The organism is Wolbachia endosymbiont of Tuta absoluta, from assembly GCF_059414725.1.
In genome coordinates, this window is sequence record NZ_JBNRJY010000042.1 from 1 (window position 1) to 4,081 (window position 4,081).

The following is a 4,081-nucleotide window of genomic DNA, read 5'->3' on the forward strand; positions in this document are numbered from 1 at the left end:
TAACGATAAAGAAGAAAGAGATATGAAGGAGCGAGCATTAGAGATTATAAGTATATTAAAAGATCGATCAGCAAGTAATAGAAGACATACTGGATATGCAAGAAGAATTTGAATCTTTACAAAATTTGGAAAGTACTACTATTGAACAAACAAATATTCAAGGACAGAGCATATAAACTTGTAATAGTTTTAAACTATTACATATAACTTTCTCTACTTCCTTCTTTATCGTTATCCAGTGTTGTGGCACTGGGTGCTCCGCTCTTTTTGTATTTTACGACTAAGGATATCATTTTTTAGTGCTTATTTCTTAATATATTAATATAAATCTTGATTAAGTAACTATAGTACTATATTATTTAATAATATATATTAATGTTAATTATTATGAGCTTAGAACAATTAAAAAAATTACAACAAGATTTTCTTGGAATAATTTTTCTCATACTTGCACCAGCTAGTGCAGAAGAAGAAAGAGATATGAAGGAGCGAGCATTAGAGATTATAAGTATATTAAAAGATCATATTAATGATGATATAGAAATGAATAATCTGAGAATGACAATTTTAGACTACATTGTCTTTTGTGATAGTCAAGATAACGTAAGGTTAAATAACAGATCGTTATTAGACTTAGAAGATGCCGTCAAAAGTATTGGAGGGAAAACTTCACAAGAGTTAGGGCGAGTAAATCAGATTCCACAGCAACCAAATAGTATTGGGTTAGCGGTAGCAGAAGCTACAATACAATATGAGGCGCATGTGAGAGAAATGGAAGAGAGAAATGTAAGGATTATCACCTCAATTGGAGTATTAGGTATAACAGCCTTAGGAGTTAATCTAGGAGTTAATCTTGGAAAATCAAAAGTGAGTGAAATTATTGGTGCAACACTTGGAGGACTATTATCCATGCCAATAATGGTCATGTTACCAGCATCAATAGCAGTAGCGTTAAAAAACAGTAATTCAGAGCTTAGAGAAGTAGTACAATATTCTCTTGATGCAACAAGTAAACCGTCAAGGATTGGGTTAGTAGCAGCTTTAGGAGCAGGCGCGATGATGTTAATTAACAATATAACTAGCAGCAGCACTGAAACAAATATGGAATTATTAGGCCCTGGTTTTATAGCTGCAACTGGAGCTGGAATTGGTGCTACATTGTCAACGGCTTTAGCGAGAAGGATGTTTGCTACTATCTCCACAAATTTGGAAAGTACTACTATTGAACAAACAAATATTCAATGACAGAGCATATAAACTTGTAATAGCTTCAAACTATTATAAATAACTTTCCCTACTTCCTTCTTTATCGTTACCCCGGGTGTTGTAAAACTGGGGTAATACCTTCCGCTACGAAAATCACCTACAAAACACAATCTTTTTATTCCCCCAAACAATTAGTTGTGAATTTAAGCAATCATATTAATATAGTAAATATTTACTTAATATACTAGTATTTACCTTGACTAAACAATTATAGTGCTGTATAATTTGTACTTAAGCTTTAATAGTGAGGTGTTGATGGACGCACAAGAATTAGAAAACTTACAGAAAAGTTCATCAACAAAATCCCAAGATGCTGGGGAGAAAACATCAGAAGAGTTGGGAAGAAATTTAAACCCGAATGAAGCCAATAATGATATATTCTAAAATCTATCAAGAATACGAGATGGACAGAGTCATTAATGAATGGTTTTATAGCCGCTGTTTCATTGGGATTTGGCTTCCTTCTAGGAAAAGCTACAAACGAAGCTGTTTCTACAAATCTGGAAAACGCTGCTGTTGAACAACCCAATGTGCAACAAACCCTACCCTTATGTATATAAAATGACAAATTTTATAACTAAAAAAGTACTTCCACATTTTCAAAGCACTGCATACAATAGAATTATATTGTAGTGCCTTATACTCATCCTGAGATATAGGAAAACAATCTATACAACATTTTAAGCTGGCTCAGAGCGCTGGCAAACCCAATACCATAATTTACAAGGAGGACTTATGAATAAGAAATTTCTCTATTCACCATTATCAATAAAAAGCATAGAAGAAAACGGAGTATTTTCTGGCTATGCGAGCGTTTTTAATATAGTTGATAAGCAAAATGATCTGATATTACCAGGAGCATTTAAGAATAACTTAAATAAAAGTCAGATAAAACTTCTTTGGCAGCACAATCCGAGCGAGCCTATAGGTAATATTACGGATATTTGCGAAAATGATATTGGCCTATATATAACTGCACATTTGCTTTTTGGTATTCAAAAAGCAGAGGAAGCATATTTAATGCTCAAAACTGGAACTATTAACGGGCTTTCGATTGGCTATATACCAATAGAGTATGATGTTGATCATGAAAGCGGAGCTCGAGTGTTAAAACAAGTGGAGCTATGGGAAGTTAGTTTGGTCACTTTCCCTGCAAATTTGGCAGCTCAGGTAATCAACGTGAAAAATCAGCACAATGAACAAGAAATGTTAGCAAGAGCAATAGAAAAAGCAAATTCTGTGCTTACGAACATGTGTATTTCTACTTAAAATCTATAAAAATTTTCACACAATTTAACATTTATATTATAATTTATTTAATAATTATATTAATATATATAACTTCAATACTTTAAAAATTAGGTAATTTTATGCTAAATGCTAACAATAAGGTTAATTACGAACCTAAACAAAAGGAAAAAAAATATAGCTTATCCACTGTGCTTGCTTGGCTATATCTAAAAACAATTGGACGAATGTTGCCAGAAAAGTGGAATCAATGGGCAAAGAGTATCCTACATTACAATATTGCAGATAATGTGGTTCAGACTGATGATCGATCTTATGAGAGAGTCAGATGGTCGTATCGTTGATATTTTTACAAAGGGAAGCCATCATAGAAATCTCAGTGTATTTTACATAACTCAAAACATATTTCATCAAGGAAAAGGTCAAAGAGATATTTCTCTAAATTCGAGTTATATAACTTATTTTAAAAACCCTCGAGACAGAACACAAATACGACATTTAGCTCGTCAGGTTTATCCAGAAAATGCTAAATTCGTTGAAGAAGCTTACAAGGATGCAACGACAAAAGCTCATGGATATCTATTCATTGATCGATCCAACGTATCAAACGCTTTTTTATAGTCTATAAATATGGCTAATACTTGGTCACCGGAGTCAAGACTGGTGTTTACATAGTCCGCAAACCCGGTCAGTGCCGTGACTGTACTTCGTCCAGTCCTAAAACCGTACTGTGTATCCGACAGAATGGAGTATTTTTCTAAAAATCTACTTACTTTCGAAACTATTGCTTTTTCCACGATTTTATCCACAACAGATAAGATAGCTATGGGCCTATAATTACTATACTCTAAATGACTACCAGACTTATATATAGGGCGTATTATGGCTTGTTTTAACCGATGAGGATACATACTATTCGCTATACATAAATTTATGAAATGGGCAAAAATTGGACTGAGCAGTTTACATAAATGTTTGACGTCCTTAGATCGATCCCTCTGTTGTTCGCTGTTCACAAGTTACAGACACAAGTTCTATACACGGTTCGTGTGTTGCTGGTAGAGGGAAAAAATCGGCTTTTGATGAAATTCCTGAAAATAAACATCTAAACAAAAACCATAATTTTATCTTATATTTATCCAGGGAGTATGTAGCAGCGTTCCCTATTATATCAATTTCTTGCGAAAGTACAATACGTACCAGAGAGAACACACGCTAGTAACGATCCCAGACCTTTCTTTTTCCGATTGCTCAGGTAATGCGATTTCCAAGTTAAGGCGACTTCTCAAACGACGCAATTCAAGGATTGTGCCAAATGCGATTGGAGCGGAAAACTTGTAGGCTATTGAATTTGGTAGTTTTTGGGAGTAAAGATTCTCGAGACTATATGTTGGACTGGGTATATTCTATGTATTATGCATTACTAGCGACACGCCAAGCGATTTCACCCGCTGCTTCCCGTTTTCCTGAAGGAACAAAGCTTTTTGCGGTAAAAAGTACTTACAAACTGCCTCTTGGATCATTCTATCTATTTAAAAAAAAAGTATCAAAATCCTATAGTTTTGAA

7 protein-coding genes are annotated in these 4,081 nt (G+C 34.0%); 6 read left to right on the top strand and 1 reads right to left on the bottom strand.

Annotated features, from left to right (window positions below; genetic code table 11):
- Positions 1-387 precede the first annotated feature (387 nt).
- The 6 genes from ACJ5GX_RS00295 to ACJ5GX_RS00320 all read left to right on the top strand — a co-directional run bounded on the left by ACJ5GX_RS00295 (position 388) and on the right by ACJ5GX_RS00320 (position 3,135).
- Positions 388-1,245, top strand: coding sequence for a hypothetical protein (locus ACJ5GX_RS00295; protein ID WP_495292570.1), 858 nt, complete (start codon positions 388-390; stop codon positions 1,243-1,245).
- Positions 1,246-1,521: 276 nt separating this feature from the next.
- Complete coding sequence (locus tag ACJ5GX_RS00300; protein WP_019078577.1) at positions 1,522-1,650, top strand: hypothetical protein; 129 nt, start codon at positions 1,522-1,524, stop codon at positions 1,648-1,650.
- Between the two features lie 35 nt (positions 1,651-1,685).
- The gene (locus tag ACJ5GX_RS00305; protein WP_007302695.1) at positions 1,686-1,826 is read left to right on the top strand and encodes a hypothetical protein; all 141 of its coding nucleotides are present in this window, start codon (positions 1,686-1,688) and stop codon (positions 1,824-1,826) included.
- Positions 1,827-2,001: 175 nt separating this feature from the next.
- Positions 2,002-2,535, top strand: coding sequence for an HK97 family phage prohead protease (locus tag ACJ5GX_RS00310; protein WP_007302694.1), 534 nt, complete (start codon positions 2,002-2,004; stop codon positions 2,533-2,535).
- 101 nt (positions 2,536-2,636) lie between these two features.
- Positions 2,637-2,858, top strand: coding sequence for a hypothetical protein (locus ACJ5GX_RS00315; RefSeq protein WP_495292571.1), 222 nt, complete (start codon positions 2,637-2,639; stop codon positions 2,856-2,858).
- Positions 2,818-3,135, top strand: a complete 318-nt coding sequence (locus ACJ5GX_RS00320) for a hypothetical protein (protein WP_495292572.1) — start codon at positions 2,818-2,820, stop codon at positions 3,133-3,135. The genes ACJ5GX_RS00315 and ACJ5GX_RS00320 overlap by 41 nt, the downstream gene beginning before the upstream one ends.
- Here the strand turns inward: ACJ5GX_RS00320 and ACJ5GX_RS00325 are convergent.
- Positions 3,084-3,425, bottom strand: coding sequence for a reverse transcriptase domain-containing protein (locus ACJ5GX_RS00325; RefSeq protein ID WP_495292573.1), 342 nt, complete (start codon positions 3,423-3,425; stop codon positions 3,084-3,086). The two genes, ACJ5GX_RS00320 and ACJ5GX_RS00325, sit on opposite strands and share 52 nt — an antisense overlap.
- Positions 3,426-4,081: the final 656 nt, after the last annotated feature.

Bases quoted from the DNA above. Each gene is read 5' to 3' on its own strand.
- ACJ5GX_RS00295 (WP_495292570.1), top strand. From the start codon at position 388: ATGAGCTTAGAACAATTAAAAAAATTACAACAAGATTTTCTTGGAATA.
- ACJ5GX_RS00300 (WP_019078577.1), top strand. From the start codon at position 1,522: ATGGACGCACAAGAATTAGAAAACTTACAGAAAAGTTCATCAACAAAA.
- ACJ5GX_RS00305 (WP_007302695.1), top strand. From the start codon at position 1,686: ATGAATGGTTTTATAGCCGCTGTTTCATTGGGATTTGGCTTCCTTCTA.
- ACJ5GX_RS00310 (WP_007302694.1), top strand. From the start codon at position 2,002: ATGAATAAGAAATTTCTCTATTCACCATTATCAATAAAAAGCATAGAA.
- ACJ5GX_RS00315 (WP_495292571.1), top strand. From the start codon at position 2,637: ATGCTAAATGCTAACAATAAGGTTAATTACGAACCTAAACAAAAGGAA.
- ACJ5GX_RS00320 (WP_495292572.1), top strand. From the start codon at position 2,818: ATGATCGATCTTATGAGAGAGTCAGATGGTCGTATCGTTGATATTTTT.
- ACJ5GX_RS00325 (WP_495292573.1), bottom strand. From the start codon at position 3,425: ATGTATCCTCATCGGTTAAAACAAGCCATAATACGCCCTATATATAAG.